Source organism: Gilvimarinus sp. F26214L, assembly GCF_054401055.1.
Window position 1 is genome coordinate 194,464 of the sequence record NZ_JBTIYG010000003.1, and the last position, 17,978, is coordinate 212,441.

Annotated in this window: 19 protein-coding genes; 14 read left to right on the forward strand and 5 right to left on the reverse strand. The window is 61.5% G+C overall.

Annotated features, from left to right (window positions below; all coding sequences use genetic code 11):
* Positions 1-4 precede the first annotated feature (4 nt).
* Genes arsC through sppA form a run of 4 tightly spaced genes read left to right on the forward strand, consistent with a single transcriptional unit; the run spans position 5 to position 3,249 of the window.
* Positions 5-349: an arsenate reductase (glutaredoxin) gene (arsC, locus tag ACURWW_RS04805; protein WP_445616660.1), complete on the forward strand. Its 345-nt coding sequence runs from the start codon at positions 5-7 to the stop codon at positions 347-349.
* Positions 349-960: an NAD(P)H:quinone oxidoreductase gene (gene wrbA / locus ACURWW_RS04810; RefSeq protein ID WP_445616659.1), complete on the forward strand. Its 612-nt coding sequence runs from the start codon at positions 349-351 to the stop codon at positions 958-960. The genes arsC and wrbA overlap by 1 nt, the downstream gene beginning before the upstream one ends.
* Positions 957-1,397 carry a DUF2069 domain-containing protein gene (locus tag ACURWW_RS04815; protein ID WP_445616658.1) on the forward strand — a complete coding sequence of 147 codons (441 nt, stop codon included), beginning with the start codon at positions 957-959 and terminating at the stop codon, positions 1,395-1,397. The genes wrbA and ACURWW_RS04815 overlap by 4 nt, the downstream gene beginning before the upstream one ends.
* Positions 1,384-3,249 (forward strand): signal peptide peptidase SppA, encoded by a 1,866-nt coding sequence (gene sppA / locus ACURWW_RS04820; protein WP_445616657.1) that lies wholly within the window; start codon positions 1,384-1,386, stop codon positions 3,247-3,249. Before ACURWW_RS04815 ends, sppA begins: the two co-directional genes overlap by 14 nt.
* Before the next feature lie 22 nt (positions 3,250-3,271).
* On the opposite strand, the gene hda is transcribed toward sppA, so the two are convergent.
* Positions 3,272-3,985: a DnaA regulatory inactivator Hda gene (gene hda, locus ACURWW_RS04825; protein ID WP_445616656.1), complete on the reverse strand. Its 714-nt coding sequence runs from the start codon at positions 3,983-3,985 to the stop codon at positions 3,272-3,274.
* 2 nt (positions 3,986-3,987) lie between these two features.
* Complete coding sequence (locus ACURWW_RS04830) at positions 3,988-5,067, reverse strand: DUF2066 domain-containing protein (protein WP_445616655.1); 1,080 nt, start codon at positions 5,065-5,067, stop codon at positions 3,988-3,990.
* A 256-nt stretch (positions 5,068-5,323) separates the two neighbouring features.
* Here ACURWW_RS04830 and purM point away from each other — a divergent pair, with 256 nt between their 5' ends.
* From purM to ACURWW_RS04845, 3 genes are read left to right on the forward strand one after another with little or no spacing between them, the layout of a single operon-like run.
* Entirely contained in the window at positions 5,324-6,412 is a 1,089-nt protein-coding gene (gene purM / locus ACURWW_RS04835) for a phosphoribosylformylglycinamidine cyclo-ligase (RefSeq protein ID WP_445616654.1), read from the forward strand.
* Positions 6,409-7,065: a phosphoribosylglycinamide formyltransferase gene (gene purN / locus ACURWW_RS04840; RefSeq protein WP_445616653.1), complete on the forward strand. Its 657-nt coding sequence runs from the start codon at positions 6,409-6,411 to the stop codon at positions 7,063-7,065. Before purM ends, purN begins: the two co-directional genes overlap by 4 nt.
* Before the next feature lie 60 nt (positions 7,066-7,125).
* Positions 7,126-7,857 (forward strand): DUF3108 domain-containing protein, encoded by a 732-nt coding sequence (locus ACURWW_RS04845; RefSeq protein ID WP_445616652.1) that lies wholly within the window; start codon positions 7,126-7,128, stop codon positions 7,855-7,857.
* 40 nt (positions 7,858-7,897) lie between these two features.
* On the opposite strand, the gene ACURWW_RS04850 is transcribed toward ACURWW_RS04845, so the two are convergent.
* The 3 genes from ACURWW_RS04850 to apbC form a co-directional block, all read right to left on the reverse strand.
* Positions 7,898-8,083 (reverse strand): hypothetical protein, encoded by a 186-nt coding sequence (locus tag ACURWW_RS04850; RefSeq protein ID WP_445616651.1) that lies wholly within the window; start codon positions 8,081-8,083, stop codon positions 7,898-7,900.
* A gap of 151 nt (positions 8,084-8,234) precedes the next feature.
* Complete coding sequence (gene dcd, locus ACURWW_RS04855; protein WP_445616650.1) at positions 8,235-8,804, reverse strand: dCTP deaminase; 570 nt, start codon at positions 8,802-8,804, stop codon at positions 8,235-8,237.
* A 150-nt stretch (positions 8,805-8,954) separates the two neighbouring features.
* Positions 8,955-10,034: an iron-sulfur cluster carrier protein ApbC gene (gene apbC, locus ACURWW_RS04860; protein ID WP_445616649.1), complete on the reverse strand. Its 1,080-nt coding sequence runs from the start codon at positions 10,032-10,034 to the stop codon at positions 8,955-8,957.
* 245 nt (positions 10,035-10,279) lie between these two features.
* Between apbC and metG the strand changes: the two genes are divergently transcribed.
* The 7 genes from metG (at position 10,280) to ACURWW_RS04895 (ending at position 17,978) form a co-directional block, all read left to right on the forward strand.
* Positions 10,280-12,298 carry a methionine--tRNA ligase gene (gene metG / locus ACURWW_RS04865; protein ID WP_445616648.1) on the forward strand — a complete coding sequence of 673 codons (2,019 nt, stop codon included), beginning with the start codon at positions 10,280-10,282 and terminating at the stop codon, positions 12,296-12,298.
* A gap of 189 nt (positions 12,299-12,487) precedes the next feature.
* The gene (gene rsxA / locus ACURWW_RS04870) at positions 12,488-13,063 is read left to right on the forward strand and encodes an electron transport complex subunit RsxA (protein ID WP_445616647.1); all 576 of its coding nucleotides are present in this window, start codon (positions 12,488-12,490) and stop codon (positions 13,061-13,063) included.
* A gap of 12 nt (positions 13,064-13,075) precedes the next feature.
* Entirely contained in the window at positions 13,076-13,696 is a 621-nt protein-coding gene (gene rsxB / locus ACURWW_RS04875) for an electron transport complex subunit RsxB (protein WP_445616645.1), read from the forward strand.
* Complete coding sequence (gene rsxC / locus ACURWW_RS04880) at positions 13,693-15,504, forward strand: electron transport complex subunit RsxC (protein WP_445616644.1); 1,812 nt, start codon at positions 13,693-13,695, stop codon at positions 15,502-15,504. Before rsxB ends, rsxC begins: the two co-directional genes overlap by 4 nt.
* 2 nt (positions 15,505-15,506) lie before the next feature.
* A complete protein-coding gene (gene rsxD, locus ACURWW_RS04885; RefSeq protein ID WP_445616642.1) occupies positions 15,507-16,556 on the forward strand; it encodes an electron transport complex subunit RsxD in 1,050 nt (349 codons plus the stop codon).
* A gap of 2 nt (positions 16,557-16,558) precedes the next feature.
* Positions 16,559-17,269: an RnfABCDGE type electron transport complex subunit G gene (locus ACURWW_RS04890; protein ID WP_458618436.1), complete on the forward strand. Its 711-nt coding sequence runs from the start codon at positions 16,559-16,561 to the stop codon at positions 17,267-17,269.
* Positions 17,259-17,978: an electron transport complex subunit E gene (locus ACURWW_RS04895; RefSeq protein ID WP_445616640.1), complete on the forward strand. Its 720-nt coding sequence runs from the start codon at positions 17,259-17,261 to the stop codon at positions 17,976-17,978. The genes ACURWW_RS04890 and ACURWW_RS04895 overlap by 11 nt, the downstream gene beginning before the upstream one ends.

Sequence of the window (17,978 nt, forward strand, 5' to 3'; positions counted from 1 at the left end):
ACACATGGTTACGATTTATCATAACCCGCGCTGTTCCAAGTCTCGCCAGACCCTGGCCATCCTCGAGGAGAAGGGCGTGCAACCCCGCATTGTGCACTACCTGGAGACCCCGCCGGATGCGGCCACTTTGAAGGGCCTGCTGGCGAAGCTGGGGATCAGCCCCCGGGAGCTGCTGCGCAAGGGCGAAGACGCTTACAAGGACAATGAGCTGAACAACCCCCAGCTCAGTGATGAGGAATTGATCGGATACATGGTGCGTTTTCCCAAATTGATCGAGCGCCCGATCGTCGTTAAAGGCGATACAGCCGTCCTGGGTCGTCCACCCGAAAACGTATTGGGCCTGCTTTGATGAGTCACTCCAACCCGTATATCCTGATTCTCTATTACAGTCGTTTCGGCGCGACGGGCGAGATGGCATTGCAAATTGCCCACGGGGTGGATCAGGTAAATGGCATCGAGTCCCGGATCCGCACCGTGCCGCCGGTGTCTGCCACTGTGGAAGCCGTGGACCCGCCCGTTCCCGATGAAGGGGCCATCTACTGCAGCGAAACCGACCTGAAACAGTGCGCGGGGCTCGCTTTGGGCAGCCCCACCCGCTTCGGCAATATGGCGGCACCCCTGAAGTACTTCCTCGACGGTACCAGCAGCCTGTGGCTCAGCGGTGACCTGATTGACAAGCCCGCCGCCGTTTTCACGTCCACCGCCAGCCTTCACGGCGGGCAGGAAGCGACGCTTCTGTCCATGATGCTGCCCCTCCTCCATCACGGCATGGTGGTGGCCGGGCTCCCTTACAGCGAAGAGGCCCTGACCCAAACCCGCACCGGCGGCACGCCATATGGCGTCTCCCATTGGGCCGGCACCGACTCGGATCAGGCGCTGAGCGACCACGAGCGGGAACTTTGTCAGGCTCTCGGTAAACGAATGGCTCATCTGGCTCTGCGCCTGGGAGAAACTCCATGAGCGAAGCGCCCGATGTGCGGGAACCGCAGGCCCTCGCCTGGAGCCAACGGGTCAGCTGGATCTCCCTGGGCGCCCTGGTGGTGCTGTTCAGCTGGATCAATGTGACCTCACCCACCGGATCGTGGCTGCGCTGGGCGGTGCAGGCCCTGCCCTTGCTGATGTTCGTGCCCGGCATGCTTGCGAAGTCGCACCGCGCCTACAGCTGGCTGTGCTTTGTGATTATTCTCTACCTGATCCCCGCCATTACCCAGGCGGTGATGTTGCTTGGCTTTCGCAATGCGGAAACTCCACCCGGACACTGGAGCGACCTTTTGATCCTGTTGCTGACCAGCGTCCTGTTCTTTTCAGCGGTACTCAGCAGCCGCTGGCTGCAGCGCTATCAGTATTCCCAATTTGTCACCGCAAACGGAGCGAGGAATTCCAATGAGCAGCAGTAATCCCGGCGTACTGGGACGAAGTCTGCGGGCTATCGGCCGCACGATTGATCGAACGCGCATCGTGGTTATCAACGCAATCTTCCTGCTGGTGCTTGCCCTGGTGCTGCTGGCGATCTTCAGCGGGGGCCCGGGTCCAATTCCCGAGCGGGCGCCCCTGCGCGTGGAAATCACCGGGTTTCTCGTGGATCAGCGCAGCTATATCGACCCGGTCGCCCAGATGCTGACGCCGAGCGCCGGCTCTTCGGAAACGGTGGTGCGCGACGTGGTGCGGGCCATCAAGGCGGGAGCCCAGGATCCGCGGATAACCGAGCTGGTGCTGGAACTCCAGTACTTCACCGGCGGCGATATCAGCAAGCTGGAAGAAATCGGCACGGCACTGAGCACCTTCAAGGACAGCGGCAAACCCATCACCGCGGTCAGCGCCTTCTATTCCCAGGCCCAGTATTACCTGGCCAGCTACGCGGACCAGGTCCTGATGGACCCCATGGGGGCCGTACTGCTCACAGGCTACGGGAGCTACCGCAACTACTTCAACGAAGCCCTGGATAAGCTGAACATCAACCTGCACGTGTTCCGGGTCGGGGAGTACAAGGACGCCGTGGAGCCCTTCACCCGCATGTCCATGTCGGAGGCCTCCCGTGAGCACAACAGCCAGTGGATCGATCAGCTCTGGGGTATCTACACGAGCCGGGTGGAGACTCAGCGGCAATTGCCCAAGGATGCCATCAACGACTACGTGAGCAACCTGGACCAGCATTTACTCTCCCTTGACGGGGACGCGGCCGCTCTGGCGGTTCAGAACAAACTGGTGGACAGCCTCACCACCGCGCCCCAGCTTCGGCAAATGCTGATTGAAAAATACGGCTATGACGAGCAGCAGGACAGTTATCGGGCCGTTCCCTACCTGCGCTATGTGGACCATCTTGAACAACAGCCCGCGATGGCCCGCAACCGGATCGGGCTCATCGTAGCCAGCGGCACCATTTTCGACGGTGAGCAGCCCCCCGGCAGCATCGGCGGCGACACGCTGGCGGCGCTGATCCGCGAAGCCAGGGAATCACGCGACGTCCAGGCCCTGGTGCTACGGATCGACAGCGGCGGCGGCAGTGCCTTCGCATCCGAGATCATTCGCAGTGAACTGCTGGCCACCCAGGACGCGGGGATTCCGGTGATCGTCTCCATGGGCAGCGTGGCAGCCTCCGGCGGGTACTGGATCGCCGCCAACGCGGACGAAATCTGGGCCACCCCGACGACACTTACCGGGTCCATCGGCGTCTTCAGCATACTGCCCACCTTCGAGAACAGCCTGGATCGGCTGGGCATCAGTACCGACGGCTACGGGACCAACACGCTGGCCGACTCCATGCGCCTGGACATGCCCCTGGACCCGATCGCCGCGAATGTCATTCAGCTTAATGTCGAGAACATCTACCGCCGCTTCCTGACCATTGTGGCCGAAGGGCGCAACACGGAACCGGATCTGGTCCACCCGATTGCTCAGGGACGGGTCTGGAGCGGGATTGCAGCCCAGGAGTTGGGGCTGGTCGACAAACTGGGCTATCTGGACGACGCCATCGCAGCGGCTGCGGAACACGGCGGCGTCAGCGACTACCAGGTGGAGGTTATCGAGCAGGTTCTTTCACCCTGGGAGCTGTTCGTACAAAGCATGGGAACCGGTGCCAGGAGTCTGCTGCGATCGGCAGTCGAGGCAGAAACCGGGCTGGACCCGGCGGCTCTGGGCCAGACCCGGAGTCCATGGAAGGGACTTGCCGAGTTGATGCAACTGGTCCAGACCGACAAGCGCCCGGGGAGCGTATACGCCCACTGTACGCAGTGCGTCTCCCCGCGCTGAACGGGTTGCTGAAGGGACGGAATCAGAGTTTGCCAAGCACCTGCTTGACGAAGGGAATGGTCAGCTTGCGTTGCTCCTGGAGGGATTGCTCATCCAGGCGGTTGAGCAGATAGAACAGTTCGTTCATATCCCGGGGCGAGCGGCTGAGGATAAACTGGGCCACTTCCCTGCTCATCTCCATGCCCCGTCTCCGGGCCCGCGCTTGCAGGGCCCGCTGCTTTTCCTCGTCGTCCAGCACCTCCAGATGGAAAACCACGCCCCAACTCAGGCGCGAGCGCAAATCCTCCAACTGCAGTGGCAGGGATTGAGGGCTGCTTCCCGCTGAAAATACCATGTGCTTGCCGGCATCATGGACGCGGTTGAACAGACCGAACAGCGCCTCCTCCCAATGGGGAAGTCCCGCCACCGCTTCGAGGCTGTCGAGGCAGATCAGGTCCTGGGTTTCCAGGCCCTCGAACAGTGCTTCCGGTGCAAAGCCCGCCAGTTCACGAAGGGGGAGGTACTGGGCGGATCGCCCCTCCCCTGCCGCCTTGTGGCACGCGGCCTGGAGCAGGTGCGTAAGGCCCGCCCCCGGGGCGCCCCAGAGATAGATAAACCGTTCACCGCCCCCGAACTGCCGTTCCAGCGCCGCCACCGCCTGCCGGTTCGGGCTCTCGGGCGGCAGGTAGAAGTTAGCGAAAGTAGCCTCGTCGTGCAGGGAGACGCTCAGCGACAGTTGCCGCGGCCGGGGCTCCATCGTCAACGCCAGCGGTAACGCAGGGGGTTACCCGGGCTGCCTGGCGGAACACCTGCCAGACCCAGGTCTGTATAGGGCAGCAGCCGCTCATCCAGGGCCAGGGCGCTTTGCAGCTGATCCAGGTCGGCCGTCGGATAGACGTAGACCAACATACTGCTCCCGTGAACGGCGACCAGATCATAGCGACGGATGACCGCCAGATTGTCGAGATAGTTGCTCAGGCGGGCATAGCCGGCAAAGTCGTCCACATCGTCGATCTGAAAGACCAGGGCCTCGGAGCTGCCCTCCTGGGGAATGATCCCGTACATCTGAAAGAAGTGAGCGGCCATCTCGTCCACCGCTGCGGCGACCGCGCCTTCCAGGTCGGCCGCCCGACTGTCAAACACGGTGCTGCGACCCCGGTGCATCAAGCGCCAACTGGCGCGCCACTCGCCCCGGGCCGTTTCGGTCAACCGGCCCACCAGAATGCTGTCTGGATTGTACCGTTCCGAGGCCTCACGGATCGTATCCTCCTGTACGGACCAGAGCGCCTCCGATGGCAGCGCAACGCTGTCCTCAAGGTCGAGTATGGGCTTGATCAGGGGCAATCCCCTGCGTCTGGCGGCACTTTCCAGTGCTTCAAGCACTTCGGTGTGAGACGACGGCGTGACGCGGTTGCGGCCCGACGCATCGTCCACCATCAGCCACGGGAGAACACTGGGCCGATTGGCCGGCCAGATCGGCAAACGCAGATCCCGAAGCAGCTTCTCCACAGCGTCGCCGGAGTAGCGCAACACCAGGCGCCAGGCAGGCACTTCGCGGCCATCGTCCTCGACCGTCTCCTCAGTGGTTTCGTAGCGCCACTCCACCAGATAGCGGTCGGCGTTCCCCAGCGCGTCAATCACGTCCGGATTCTCCAGCACCTCGGGCAGGCCTGAGGCCCGTACCACCACTTCGGCCAGCCCGTCCACGGTGGCCTGGCTGCGTTCACGGGGACTCTGGCTGGTCACCAGCATTTCCGCTCGAAACAGGTCGATTCGTTCCTGCGCTACGGCGCTGAAGCTCAGAACAAGAAGGATGAAAACGCGAAAGGCAAAATTCAAGAAAGATTCCTCGGCGGATCGCATGTACTGTGGCTAAACGAATGTGAATTTCGGCGCTATTGTATCAGGCTGTCCCGCTCCTGAATAAGTAGCCAGACTTCTGCGCGTGACGCGCAGCGCACTCAATCTTTGCCTTGGGCCACCGTCGGGCCAGTTGGCGGCCTGCACGGTGGACAATTTCTCCTGCAAGAGCGGGTACTGAACTGATAAAATGCCGCCCGCCTGAACTTCCATCCACCCCCCGCAGAGTACGACTATGAGCAAGAAGGACCCCTCTTCCTCCTCCCCGCCTCCCTCGGAGTCCCTGAGTTACAAGGATGCAGGAGTGGACATCGACGCGGGCAATGCGCTGGTGGATCGCATAAAATCCGCCGCCCGACGCACCCATCGTCCGGGCGTGATGGGCGGCCTCGGCGGCTTCGGGGGGCTTTTCGAGCTTCCGACCGGCTACCGGGAGCCCGTTCTGGTTTCCGGAACCGACGGCGTGGGCACCAAGTTGCGCCTGGCCATCGACAGCGGCCAACACGACAGCATCGGTATCGACCTGGTGGCCATGTGTGTGAATGACATCATCGTCACTGGCGCCGAGCCTCTGTTCTTTCTCGACTACTACGCAACCGGTCGCCTGGATGTGGATGTAGCCAGCTCCGTCGTGACCGGCGTGGGTGCAGGCTGCGAACAGGCGGGTTGTGCTCTGATTGGTGGCGAAACCGCCGAAATGCCCGGCATGTACGAAGGCAATGACTATGACCTGGCCGGATTCGCCGTGGGTGTGGTGGAGAAGAGCGACATCATCGACGGCAGCAAGGTGGCCGCCGGAAATGTGCTGATCGGCCTACCCGCCAGCGGCCCCCATTCCAACGGCTACTCTCTGGTCCGCAAGATTCTCGAGCACAGCGGCGCCAGCCTGGATACGGAACTGCAGGGCAGACCTCTGCGCGACTGGCTGCTCGCTCCCACCCGAATCTATGTAAAACCTCTGCTACAGCTCATGAAAACGGTCCCGGTCCACGCCCTCTCCCACATCACCGGGGGCGGGCTGCTGGAAAACCTGCCCCGGGTTCTGCCGCACGGCGTCCAGGCCGAAATCGATGCACAGAGCTGGCAGCGCCCGGCCATCTTTGACTGGCTTCAGAAGCAGGGCAATGTGGCGGAACGGGAGATGTACCGCACCTTCAACTGCGGCATCGGTATGGTCCTGGTGGTGGCCGGCGAGCACAGCCAGGAGGCGCTTGATCAGCTCCGCGCCGCTGGCGAGAGCGCAGCGATCATCGGCGAGATCAAAACTGCGGACACAAACGCCGCCCCCGTGCGCATTACCGGCAAAGCCGGAACCGTCGAATGAGCAACCCAGCCCGGATCGCGGTACTCATCTCCGGCAGCGGCACCAATCTGCAGGCCCTGATCGACGCGCAGCAGGCGGGGCAACTCTCGGGGCAGATCGTGGCCGTGGTCAGCAACCGCCCCGGCGTGAAAGGACTGGCCCGTGCCCAGAAAGCGGGTATTCCGACCCAGGTCGTCGACCACCGGGACTTTCGGGACAGGGAGGCCTTCGACAAGGCCCTGGCCCTGGCTCTGGATCAGTATCGGCCTGACCTGCTGGTGCTGGCCGGCTTCATGCGCATTCTTACCCCGGGCTTCGTGGCCCATTACCAGGGCCGCATGATGAACATTCATCCGTCCCTGTTACCCAAGTATCCCGGCCTGCACACCCATCGCCGCGCTTTGGAGGCCGGCGATACTCACCACGGGGTGACCGTGCACTTCGTCACAGATCAACTGGATGGCGGCCCGCCCATTATCCAGGCCCGCATTCCGGTTCTGCCCGGGGACACCGAGGAAAGCCTCCAACAGCGGGTTCTTCAGCAGGAACACCGGATCTACCCCATGGCCGTGCAGTGGTTTGCGGAGGGTCGGCTACACTTGAATGGGAGCCGCTGCACATTCGACGGCGAACTTTTACCCCCTCAAGGTCATCTAATCGACGCGACACCTTGATCCGGGCTGCGCTGCCGAGTACTGAGCGCCCGGCCATACACCGCAACATGAATGTCACCCATGAAATCAGCTCTTCTGCATAAAGTGCCCGCGGCCGCCTGCCTGCTGCTGTTCAGCTTGCTTGCTCAGGCCGCCCCCGCCACCCAGCCCAAGAACTTCGAAGCCACTTACAAGGCCAAGTACTTCGGTATTTCGGTCACCGCCACCCGCAAGCTGGAAACACTTGGAGACGGCTCCCGCCTGTTCACGTTTTTTGCCGATAGCTGGCTCGCGGATCTGAAAGAGGTCAGCCAGTTCCGCTGGGCCGACGCCGACCGGATCCAACCCCTGCGCTATGTGTACGAACGCAGTGGCCTGGGCCGGGACCGCGAACTGGTGGTGGATTTCGACTGGGACAAGCGCCAGGTCGTCAACGACGCGAGCGACAAGCCCTGGCGAATGGAGGTTCCGGCGGGTGCTCTGGACAAGCTCAGCTGGCAGCTGCAGATTCGAACCGATCTCTTGAACGGCCGCCCCCTGCTCGAGTATGACGTTGCCGACGGCGGAAGCCTCAAGCAGTACAGTTTCGAAGTTCTCGGGGAAGAAGAAGTCGATACGGACGCGGGCCGATTCAAGGCTGTGAAGGTCAAACGTCTGCGTGACGAAGATGCCGAGCGCCATACCATTTTCTGGATGGCGAAAGAATGGGACTACCTGGTGGTCCGGCTCCTGCAAAAAGAGGAAGACGGGGCAAATTACGAAATTGATCTCCACCGCGCCGTTCTGGACGGGAAGGAGGTTCGCGGCCTGTAGGGAGCGGTGATCGGCGAATTGTAATCCGGGCTCCCGCCCCTCAAATCGCCTTCGTCTGCTGCTTGCCGCATCGAGCACAGCGATAGACCGTCACCAGCCTTCCCTGCTTTACGTCAAACTGCTTCTCCGTCACCACTTCCCATTTGTGGAAGCCATCGCGGCAGAGACTGCGGCCCTTGAACTTTTCTTTCAGCTTGGGCCGCTTGAAGGGAATTACGTCGCCCATAGCGGGAATCCTCGCACCGATTTGTGCCAACCCGGCTCTGCAATTGCCGGGCCTCTCGCGGAGCCTGGCGGGACCGGGAAAAATTGTCCGTGTTCGGCTCGCAAATGGAATGCTTTGCCAGGCTCCTGAGACCCGCTCTCCGAACCAGGGTTCAGGTCTGAGGCAAGGTCACGCCGCGCTGTCCCTGGTATTTGCCGCCGCGATCCTTGTACGAGGTCTCGCAGACTTCATCGGACTCGAAGAACAACATCTGAGCCACCCCTTCGTTAGCGTAAATCTTGGCTGGAAGTGGCGTGGTGTTGGAAAACTCCAGGGTAACGTGGCCCTCCCACTCGGGCTCCAACGGAGTCACGTTAACGATGATTCCGCATCGGGCGTAGGTGGATTTACCCAGGCAGATCGTCAGTATGTTGCGCGGGATTCGGAAGTACTCGACGGTGCGCGCCAAGGCGAACGAGTTGGGCGGAATCACGCAAACCTCGCTTTTCACGTCCACAAAACTGTCTTCGTCGAAGTTTTTCGGATCCACAATGGCCGAATGAACATTGGTGAAAATCTTGAATTCATCCGCGCATCGCACGTCGTAGCCGTAGCTGCTGGTGCCATAGGAAACGATGCGCTGGTCGTTTCCGTCGTAGCGAATCTGGCCCGGTTCGAAGGGCTCGATCATGCCGTGTTCCTGCGCCATGCGACGCAACCACTTGTCGGATTTGATGCTCATGAACTCTCCTGAACGGATGAAGGGGCCAGCGCTGAATTGAACGGAGGGGGATGCCCCACGCGGCAGGCGCTGCCGGGGGGCGAATAATACGGGTTTTTGGCGCCGCAAAAAAGCGGCTCGTCCGCGGGCGGCAAGCAGCGCGGGCCTTGCTCAATCGTCGCTGATGCTGATTTCCGTCGCTGCCGCCAGGCGGTTGATTTGCCACAACTCGGCGCCAATGCGACGGGCGATCTCGCGATAGGCGCGCGCGACCGGCGAGGCAGGCTCCGCAACCACGGTCGGGCAGCCACTGTCGACCTGCTGGCGAATACGCAGGTCCAGAGGGAGGGAACCAAGCAGGGGGGTGTGGTATTTGCGGGCTATCTCCTCGCCGCCACCGGTCCCGAAGATGTGCTCCTCGTGACCACACTGGCTGCACACGTGCACGGCCATATTCTCCACTACCCCCAGCACGGGGACGTTCACCTTGCGAAACATTTCGATGCCCTTCCTCGCATCGAGCAGGGCAATGTCCTGGGGCGTGGTTACGATCACCGCCCCCGTGACCGGTACACTCTGAGTCAGTGTCAGCTGAACGTCGCCGGTGCCGGGCGGCATGTCGATGATCAGATAATCCAGCTCGCCCCAATGGGTCTGTTTGATCAGTTGCTGAAAGGCCCCGCTCACCATCGGTCCGCGCCACACCATGGGAGTTTGTTCGCTTACCAGAAAGCCCATGGAATTGGTTTTCAGGCCGTGCGCCTCGATGGGCATCATGTAACGGTTATCCACCACCTTCGGGCGCTGGTTACCCGCGCCCAGCATCTGGGGCTGACTCGGCCCGTAGATGTCCGCGTCCAGCAGGCCGACCCGGGCCCCCTCCGCCGCCAGTGCCAGCGCCAGGTTGGCCGCCGTAGTGGACTTGCCCACCCCGCCCTTGCCGGAGGCCACCGCGATCAGGTTCTTCACGCCACTGATGGAACCCTCCCGCGCGCTCACTGCCTCCATAATCCGGCTTTTGACCTCCAGTTCCAGGTTTGAAAAGCCCGCATTCCGGGCTTCCTCGCGTAGCGCGGATTCAAGCTCCGCCGCAAGTCCGGCGCAGGGGTAGCCCAGCGCCACGCGCAGGTGCGGGACCCCGCCCTGTTCATCCAGCTCCAGGGCATCCAGGGAACGCAGGCTCTGATTGAGAACGGGATCTTTGAATTCACCGAGGGCGGTTTCGATTGCCGCCAGACTGGCGTGAGACATACGACGACCTTGTGTTGAAATGCGTGTTGAGGTGCGGGGCAAGGGGTATTATCCGACCAAATTACTCGGATTCACAAGGGCCCCAACCCCCGTCCCCGCAAGCCCCGGCAGACGGCGCCGCACCTGATCGAGGGGCCAAAAGGTGGTATAGTTGCGCCCTTTTCAGCCAGGCCCATCTCGCCCCAAACTCAGCCAATATCTGACCTCTGGACCGGACCTGCGCGACTGAGAGGATTCGAAACCCCATGACCGAACGCCGCGACATTCTTGTCACCAACGCCCTGCCCTACGCCAACGGCCCCATCCATCTGGGTCATCTGGTGGGCTACATTCAGGCGGACATCTGGGTGCGCTACCAGCGCATGCGCGGCCACAATGTTGTTTTCGTCTGCGCGGACGACGCCCACGGCACCGCCATCATGCTGCGGGCCGAACAATTGGGCGTTACGCCGGAAGAGCAGATCGCCCGGATCAAGGCGGATCACGAGCGGGATTTCGCGGACTTCCGGGTGGATTTCGACAACTTCCACACGACCCACTCGGAAGAAAATCGCGAGCTGGCCGAGTACATCTACAAGAAACTGCTGGCCAACGGGCATATCAAGACCCGCACCATCACTCAGGCCTACGACCCGGAGAAGAACCTGTTTCTGGCGGACCGCTACATCCGCGGGACCTGCCCCCGATGCAAGGCGGAAGACCAGTACGGGGACAACTGCGAGGTCTGCAGTGCGACCTACACCCCGGACGAACTGATCAATCCGCGCTCCGTTCTGTCCGGCGCCACCCCGGTTCAGAAGGAGTCCGAGCACTTCTTCCTGGCGCTGGGGGAATTCACCGACTTCCTGCGGGAGTGGACCCGGGCCGGCCACCTGCAGCCGGAGGTCGCCAACAAGCTTTCCGAGTGGCTGGACGAAGGTTTGCAGGAATGGGACATCTCCCGGGACGCCCCCTACTTCGGCTTCGAAATCCCCGACCAGCCCGGCAAGTATTTTTACGTGTGGCTGGACGCCCCGATCGGATACATCGCCAGCTTCAAAAATTATTGCGATCGAAACGGCCTGGATTGGGAACAATGGTGGAAGCCGGATTCCAAGGCCGAATTGCACCACTTCATTGGCAAGGACATCATCAACTTCCACGCCCTGTTCTGGCCCTGCATGCTGACCTCCGCCGGTTTTCGCACGCCCACCAAAATCGCCGTAAACGGCTTTTTGACGGTAAACGGCGCGAAGATGTCCAAGTCCCGCGGCACCTTCATCGATGCCCGAACCTACCTGGACCATCTCAATCCCGAGTATCTGCGTTATTACTATGCGGCCAAGCTGTCCAGCAGCGTGGATGACCTGGACCTGAACCTGGACGATTTCATTCAGCGGGTTAATTCCGACCTGGTAGGCAAGGTCATCAACATTGCCAGCCGCAGCGCGAAGTTCATTGAGAAAACCGGCGGGCGATTGTCCACGCGAATCGAAGATCCGGACCTCTGGCAGCGCTTTGTGGGCACGGCCGAGTCCCTGGCCGACCACTACGAAAAACGGGACTTCAGCCGTGCCATGCGCGAAATCATGGATCTGGCGGACCACGCGAACGAGTATGTCTCGCGCAAAGAGCCCTGGAAGATGATCAAGGATGAGGCTCAGCAGGACGCGACCAACGAGGTGTGCTCCCTTGCGGTCAACGCGTTCCGCTTGCTGGTGACCTATCTGGCGCCCGTCCTTCCGAACCTTGCGGAGCAGGCAGCCGAGTTCCTGCGCGCCGAACTTTCCTGGGACCGTACCGGCACCTGGCTCGGCGATCATGAGATCGGCAAGTTCAAGCCATTGATGACCCGGGTCGAGAAGGACAAGGTGGAAGCGGTGGTGGAAGCCAGCAAAGAATCTCTGGAACAGGCAGCGCCTGCGGTGTCCGGGCCGCTGGCGGAAGAACCTATAGCCGACGAGATCGAGTTTGGGGATTTCGCAAAAGTGGATCTTCGGGTAGCTCTGATCGAGAAAGCCGAGCATGTGGAAGGGGCGGACAAACTGCTGCGTCTGACATTGGACCTGGGCGGCGAAAAGCGTAATGTGTTTGCGGGTATCAAAAGCGCCTACGACCCGGCGGAACTGGAAGGCAAGCTGACGGTGATGGTGGCCAACCTCAAGCCGCGCAAGATGAAATTCGGCATGTCGGAAGGGATGGTTCTGGCAGCGGGTCCAGGTGGGAAGGACATTTACGTGCTGCAACCGGATGCGGGAGCGCAGCCGGGCATGCGGGTGATGTAGATGAAATTTGTTGGGTTACGCTTCGCTAACCCAACCTACTCGTGAAGCGGTAACCCTGTAGGTTGGGTTAGCGAAGCGTAACCCAACAGAGGACCAAACAGAGATAATCGGGCGGCGCTGCTGCCCGGATCTGACCGATCCACCTTGCAAGATCTCCGTTGGACACCCACTCAGGACAGCCATTCAGCAATGACCGATTTCGCCCTTATTCTCATCGGCGCCATTCTGGTGAACAACTTCGTGCTGGTTCAGTTCCTGGGGCTGTGTCCGTTCATGGGTGTGTCCAACAAGCTGGAATCGGCCATTGGCATGGCAGCGGCCACGACTTTTGTTCTCACGCTGGCCTCGATCGCCAGTTACCTGGTGCGGACCTTTATCCTGGTGCCCCTTGATCTTGAGTTCCTGCGCACCATTTCCTTCATTCTCGTTATCGCGGTGGTGGTCCAGTTCACCAAGATGTTCATCGACAAGTCCAGCCCCCTTCTCTCGCGAGTTCTGGGCGTGTTCCTGCCGCTGATTACCACCAACTGTGCAGTACTCGGGGTCGCCCTGCAAAACACCACCCGTTCCCACAGCTTCATGGAATCATCGCTCTACGGACTTGGTGCGGGTGTGGGGTTCTCCCTGGTACTGATTTTGTTCTCTGCCATGCGCGAACGCCTCGCCTACGCGGACGTTCCCGCGCCCTTCAAAGGCGCCGCCATTGGCATGATAACCGCGGGGCTCATGTCCCTGGCCTTCATGGGCTTTGGCGGACTCATTTAACGCAGCGCTCCAATGGAATCACTCTTCAGTCTGTTACAGCAAACCTCGATCGCCGTGCTCGCGCTGGTGGGACTTGCGCTCGCCTTTGGTGCCCTGCTCGGCTTTGCGGCGGTGCGCTTCAGGGTGGAGGCGGATCCGATCGTGGATCAGATCGACGGAATCCTGCCCCAGACCCAATGTGGTCAGTGCGGTCATCCGGGCTGTCGGCCCTACGCCCAGGCAATCAGCGAGGGCGAAGCCATCAATAAATGTCCGCCCGGCGGGCAGTCGACGATCAATGCGATCGCCAAGCTGCTGGATGTGGAAGCGCCAGCCCTGGATGAAGAACATGGGGAGGAAAGTGAACTTCCGACGGTAGCGTACATTCGCGAGGATGAGTGCATCGGTTGCACCAAATGTATCCAGGCCTGTCCGGTGGATGCGATTCTCGGCGCCGCCCAGCAGATGCATACGGTGATTGCCGACGAATGTACCGGCTGTGATCTGTGTGTGGAACCCTGCCCCGTGGATTGCATTGAAATGCGACCGGTGGAAGTCACAGTGAACGATTGGCGCTGGGAGCTCCCCTCCCCTGAGACGGAAACGGTTCATCTCATCGCCAGTGATCGCGACGAATCGGGAGCGGCGGCATGAGGAAGATCTGGGACATCCCGGGCGGCATTCACCCACCCGGGCACAAAGACCAATCCCTCGCCCTGCCCCTGGCGGAGCTTCCTTTGCCCGCGCAGTTGGTGCTCCCGGTTTCCCAACACCTGGGCGCACCTGCCGAACCCGTGGTTGCGGTCGGGGACCGGGTATTGAAGGGGCAGCTCATAGCCGAAGGCAAGCAAGCCATCAGCGCCAACGTGCACGCCTCCACCAGCGGCACTGTTGCGGCTATTGAAGAACGCCCCCTGCCCCACCCGTCCGGCCTGAACGGAATGTGCATCGTGCTGGATGCCGATGGCCACGATGAATGGGCGCCGCTGCAAGCGTGCGAGGATTACCGGCAACTGGAACCGGCGCAGGCTTTGGAAAAAATCCAGGCAGCGGGCATCGCGGGAATGGGCGGCGCAGGCTTTCCGACGGCGGTCAAACTCGATTCCCGCCGGCCCATCGAAGCCCTGATCGTGAACGGCACTGAATGCGAGCCGTATATCACCGCCGACGACATGCTGATGCGGACCGCCGCCCAGGACATTGTGCGAGGCATCGGGTTGCTCTCCTATCTTCTGGATGAGCCCCGGGAAATTCTCATCGCTGTCGAGGACAACAAACCGGACGCGATCGCCGCGTTGCAAAACGCGTTGGACAATGTGGGCGACACACGCATGGAAGTGGTGCCCCTGCCCACCAGGTATCCCAGCGGCGGAGAGCGCCAGCTGATCCAGTTGCTCACGGGGCAGGAACTGCCCTCCGGCGGACTGCCCGCCCAATTGGGAATCGTCTGTCAGAACGTGGCCACGGTGCTTGCCGCCTACCGGGCCGTGCGCTTCGGCGAGCCCCTGATCGAGCGCATCACCACCGTTACCGGCGATGCCTTCGCAACCCAGCGCAATGTGCGGGCCCGCCTGGGCACGCCTATTTCGTTCATACTGGGTGAACACGGCTACGACGCCGCGTGTGCTTCGCGCCTGGTCATGGGCGGCCCCATGATGGGGTTCAGCATCCTCAACCCGGATGCGCCGGTGATCAAAACCACCAACTGTCTGCTCGCACCGTCAATGCAGGAGGCTCCTCCACCGGCACCCGCCACTGCGTGCATCCGCTGCGGCCTGTGCGCGGAGGCCTGTCCGGTGAACCTGCTGCCCCAGCAACTCTATTGGTTTGCGCGAGCGCAGGAAGAAGAGAAGCTAAAGGCCCACAATTTGTTCGATTGCATCGAGTGCGGGGCATGCTCCTACGTTTGCCCCAGCCATATCCCCCTGGTCCAATACTACCGCGCCGCCAAGGGGGAGATCCGCAAGCACGAAGCCGAGCGCCGCCACGCGGATCGTGCCCGCCAGCGTTTTGAGTTTCACAAGCAGCGCATCGAAGCGGAAAAGGCCGCCCGCCTCAAAGCCCGGGAAGAAGCACAGGCCAAAGCCCGCCAGCGCAAGGCGGAGGCCGGAGGCGAGCCCCCCGCGAACGCCCCCAAGTCGGAAAAACCCGGGCGGCTGGCTGCTGCGCTGGAGAAGGCGAAGCAAGGCGGCGCCGGCGATGAGCGGGGCCGACTGGAACGCAAGCTTCTGGCAGCGGATGATCGCCTGAACAAGTTGCGCCAGAAGCTCGACAGCGCGGCCGAACAACCAGAGCAGGCGGAAGCGCTGCGCGCGCGAATCAAGGAAGCGGAGCTTGCCTCCCAGGGCATTCGCGACAAGCTGGCAGCGCTTGCGAACGACCCGGCGCAACCGAAGAGTGCTACGCACCCTGCCGGCCCCGGGCCTCATTCCAGTGAGGATGCCAGCAAGGTGGAAAGCTGAACATGATGCCCCAGATCACATCCCCTCACGCTCACAGCCAGAACTCCACTGCGCGCATCATGCAATGGGTATTGCTGGCTACCGTACCCGGCCTTGCGGCACTCACGCACTTCTTCGGCCCCGGTACTTTATACAACCTGGTGTTGGCCGGGGTCACTGCCTTGCTGTGCGAAGCGGCAATGCTGAAGTTGCGCGGCCGGCCAATCGGGTTTTACCTTCGCGATTGCAGCGCACTGGTGACAGCGGCACTTCTGGCCCTGGCCCTGCCGCCCTACTGTCCGTGGTGGATCGTGGTGGTGGGCACCGCAACAGCGATTGTGCTGGCCAAACACCTGTACGGCGGCCTCGGCTACAACCCGTTCAACCCGGCAATGGTCGGATACGTGGTGCTGTTGATTTCCTTCCCCGTGGAGATGACCACCTGGGCGGCCCCGCGCAGTGTGCTGGCGGAGGGCGAGAACCTGATGGGCCCCATCTCGGCGCTTGCGCGGATATTTCTGGAAACACCCGTGGACGCTTACAGCGGTGCAACCCCCCTGGATCTGTTCAAGCATCAGGAGGGTCTCACGGTTCAGGGCATCTACGAGGCGGAACCTGTTTTTGCCCGGGCTGAATGGGCTGGCGCCGGCTGGGAATGGGTAAACCTGGGCTTTTTGGCCGGTGGTCTGTTTCTGCTCTACAAGAAGGTTTTCACCTGGCATACGCCGGTCAGCATGCTCGCCACGCTGGGGCTGATGGCGGCTGTGTTCTACGATGGCGGCAGTTCCGCCAGCGGCGGCTCGCCTCTTTTCCACTGGCTTTCGGGCGGTACCATGCTCGGTGCATTCTTTATTGCCACGGACCCGGTCACCTCCGCCACGAGCCGCCGGGGCAAATTGATTTTCGGGGCCTGCATCGGTGTATTGATCTATGTGATTCGCTCTTGGGGCAGCTATCCGGACGCGGTGGCGTTCGCGGTGCTGCTGATGAATTTTGCCGCACCCTTCATTGATTACTACACCGTGCCCCGCAGCTACGGCCACGCCCGGAGTCGCCCGGGAACAGGACATTGATGATGTTGCGCAGATCCGTTGGCTTCAACAGTTTATTGCTTGGTGCGTTTGCGCTGGTTACGGCGGGTGTGGTGGCGACTACCCAGCAGCTCACAAAGGACTCGATCGCCCAATCGCGCACGCGCGCGGCTCAGCAGGCGCTGTACGAAATCATCCCCCAGGAACGGCACGATAATGACCTGCTGGCCGATACCCTCCAGATACCGGAGGAATATCAGGAGGTTCTGGGCTTATCGGATCGGGCGGCGAATAAGAAGCAGATTCACGTGGCCCGGCGCGCGGGTGAGCCGTTTGCGGTGATCGTTCCCACTGTGGCGCCGGACGGCTACAGTGGCGCGATTGAAATGATCATGGGCATTGACCGAAGCGGTATTCTCGGCCTCCGGGTCACGCGCCACAACGAAACCCCCGGACTGGGCGACAAGATCGAAACCAGAAAGAGCAACTGGATTCTGTCCTTCGACGGCAAGTCGGCGTCGGCCAGGCTGGACGGACGGGATCCGGGTTTTGATCAGTTAACGGGGGCGACCATCACTCGGAAGGCAGTGACCCGCCAGGTTCAGCGAACGTTGCGGTTTTTTGATGAGGCCGGGCTTCTGGAGGACCTTTCGCCCGTGAAAGTTGGCGAAGGAGAAGCGGTGCCACTCGACCGTCTCTCGGGCACGGAGGCGAATTCGGGTCGCGGATACTCTGGAAACCGGAATGAGCGATAATCTGATCAACTACAAAGAAATCAGCGTGAACGGGCTGTGGAGCAACAACCCGGCACTCGCACAGCTATTGGGCCTTTGTCCACTGCTGGCGGTCACCGGATCGGTGGTCAATGCCCTGGGGCTGGGTATCGCTACCATGGCCGTGCTCCTGGGCTCCAATCTGGCAGTTTCGTTGATTCGCAACACGGTCAGCGATGCGGTGCGCCTGCCCGCTTTCGTGATGATTATCGCTTCATTCACCACCTGTGCCGAACTGCTGATGCAGGCCTACACATTCGAGCTGTACCAGGTGCTGGGTATATTTATCCCGCTGATTGTTACCAACTGCGCGATTCTCGGGCGGGCTGACGCCTTTGCCAGCCGCAACCCGATCCTCCCCTCCGCGGTGGACGGACTCATGATGGGCCTGGGTTTTGGTGCCGTGCTGATTGTGATTGGTGCGATTCGCGAGGTACTGGGGGCGGGAACCCTGTTCGCCAACATGCACTTGTTGCTGGGCGAAGGAGCCCGGGACTGGGTGATCACGGTGATTCCCGATTATTCCGGCTTCCTCGTGGCCGTCCTTCCGCCCGGCGCTTTTCTGGCGGCGGGCTTCCTCATTGCCCTGAAAAACTGGATCGACTCCGGCCTGAAGCGCCGGGCCGAACTTCGCCGGCAGCCGGTGGTGCGTGGCAGCAAGCGGGTCAAGACCACTTCGGTGATCGGATAA

Bases quoted from the DNA above. Each gene is read 5' to 3' on its own strand.
- arsC (WP_445616660.1), top strand. From the start codon at position 5: ATGGTTACGATTTATCATAACCCGCGCTGTTCCAAGTCTCGCCAGACC.
- wrbA (WP_445616659.1), top strand. From the start codon at position 349: ATGAGTCACTCCAACCCGTATATCCTGATTCTCTATTACAGTCGTTTC.
- ACURWW_RS04815 (WP_445616658.1), top strand. From the start codon at position 957: ATGAGCGAAGCGCCCGATGTGCGGGAACCGCAGGCCCTCGCCTGGAGC.
- sppA (WP_445616657.1), top strand. From the start codon at position 1,384: ATGAGCAGCAGTAATCCCGGCGTACTGGGACGAAGTCTGCGGGCTATC.
- hda (WP_445616656.1), bottom strand. From the start codon at position 3,985: ATGGAGCCCCGGCCGCGGCAACTGTCGCTGAGCGTCTCCCTGCACGAC.
- purM (WP_445616654.1), top strand. From the start codon at position 5,324: ATGAGCAAGAAGGACCCCTCTTCCTCCTCCCCGCCTCCCTCGGAGTCC.
- purN (WP_445616653.1), top strand. From the start codon at position 6,409: ATGAGCAACCCAGCCCGGATCGCGGTACTCATCTCCGGCAGCGGCACC.
- ACURWW_RS04845 (WP_445616652.1), top strand. From the start codon at position 7,126: ATGAAATCAGCTCTTCTGCATAAAGTGCCCGCGGCCGCCTGCCTGCTG.
- ACURWW_RS04850 (WP_445616651.1), bottom strand. From the start codon at position 8,083: ATGGGCGACGTAATTCCCTTCAAGCGGCCCAAGCTGAAAGAAAAGTTC.
- dcd (WP_445616650.1), bottom strand. From the start codon at position 8,804: ATGAGCATCAAATCCGACAAGTGGTTGCGTCGCATGGCGCAGGAACAC.
- apbC (WP_445616649.1), bottom strand. From the start codon at position 10,034: ATGTCTCACGCCAGTCTGGCGGCAATCGAAACCGCCCTCGGTGAATTC.
- metG (WP_445616648.1), top strand. From the start codon at position 10,280: ATGACCGAACGCCGCGACATTCTTGTCACCAACGCCCTGCCCTACGCC.
- rsxA (WP_445616647.1), top strand. From the start codon at position 12,488: ATGACCGATTTCGCCCTTATTCTCATCGGCGCCATTCTGGTGAACAAC.
- rsxB (WP_445616645.1), top strand. From the start codon at position 13,076: ATGGAATCACTCTTCAGTCTGTTACAGCAAACCTCGATCGCCGTGCTC.
- rsxC (WP_445616644.1), top strand. From the start codon at position 13,693: ATGAGGAAGATCTGGGACATCCCGGGCGGCATTCACCCACCCGGGCAC.
- rsxD (WP_445616642.1), top strand. From the start codon at position 15,507: ATGATGCCCCAGATCACATCCCCTCACGCTCACAGCCAGAACTCCACT.
- ACURWW_RS04890 (WP_458618436.1), top strand. From the start codon at position 16,559: ATGTTGCGCAGATCCGTTGGCTTCAACAGTTTATTGCTTGGTGCGTTT.
- ACURWW_RS04895 (WP_445616640.1), top strand. From the start codon at position 17,259: ATGAGCGATAATCTGATCAACTACAAAGAAATCAGCGTGAACGGGCTG.